The sequence below is a fragment of the Rhizobium sophorae genome, assembly GCF_013087515.1.
GTDB lineage: Bacteria > Pseudomonadota > Alphaproteobacteria > Rhizobiales > Rhizobiaceae > Rhizobium > Rhizobium sophorae.
In genome coordinates, this window is sequence record NZ_JABFCN010000075.1 from 1 (window position 1) to 857 (window position 857).

Here is an 857-nt window from a genome sequence, read left to right on the forward strand (position 1 = left end):
GCCGAGATGCTTCGGATCGGCAGCGATTGTCAGCATCGTCTCGGATGCGGCCTTAAAGAGCAGATCGTAAACCACCGCCTTGTTGTGGAAGGCAATGGCGGCTACCTCGGTTGGCAATGTGAAGACGACGTGGAAGTATCCGACAGGCAGGAGATCGGCCTCCCGTTCGGCAAGCCATGTGCGTGCAGCGGCGCCCTGGCACTTCGGGCAGTGCCGGTTGCGGCAGGAATTGTAGCCGATGCGCCACTCTCCACAATCCTCGCAGGCCTCGACATGTCCGCCCAGTGCCGCTGTGCGGCAGTGCTCGACCGCCGACATAACCTTGAGCTGGCTCAAGCTGAGATGTCCCGTATTGACTTTCCGATAGTTCGGCCCTGCAGCACGGAAGATATCGGCGACCTCGATCGAGGTACCCATGGTTCAGCCGTCGGGCATTTTGCCTTCCATCAGCGCCATCAGCCGATCAAGAGGTCCAGCGACCGCGTGAATGGTTCGGGTGGAGACCTTCGCATAGAGAGCCGTCGTCTCCAGCTTGCTATGACCGAGCAGAACCTGGATGACACGGATATCGGTGCCATCCTCCAGAAGATGGGTGGCAAAGCTGTGCCTCAAGGTATGCGGGCTGACGCGCTTGTGGATGCCGGCAACATCGGCAGCTTCCTGAACCGCGCGATGAAGTTGCCGCGCCGAGATCGGATCGGTGCGGCTACGCCCCGGAAACAGCCAGCCGTGAGGCAGCATCACGCCGCGCCGCTTTCCTTCGCGCCACCAAAGCCGCAGCAGTTCGAGGAGCTGCGGAGAAAGCATGGCATTGCGATCCTTGCGTCCCTTGCCTTGTTCAACCCGGATCAGCATGC

At 60.9% G+C, this 857-nt stretch carries 2 protein-coding genes; both read right to left on the reverse strand.

Annotated elements, in window-relative coordinates; translation table 11 throughout:
• Nucleotides 1-417, reverse strand: a 417-nt coding sequence (locus tag G9X64_RS36020) for an IS91 family transposase (RefSeq protein ID WP_171378387.1), incomplete at its 3' end; no start/stop codon positions are given.
• A 3-nt stretch (nucleotides 418-420) separates the two neighbouring features.
• Nucleotides 421-857: tyrosine-type recombinase/integrase (locus G9X64_RS36025; RefSeq protein ID WP_171378388.1), on the reverse strand; the 437-nt coding region annotated here is incomplete at its 5' end.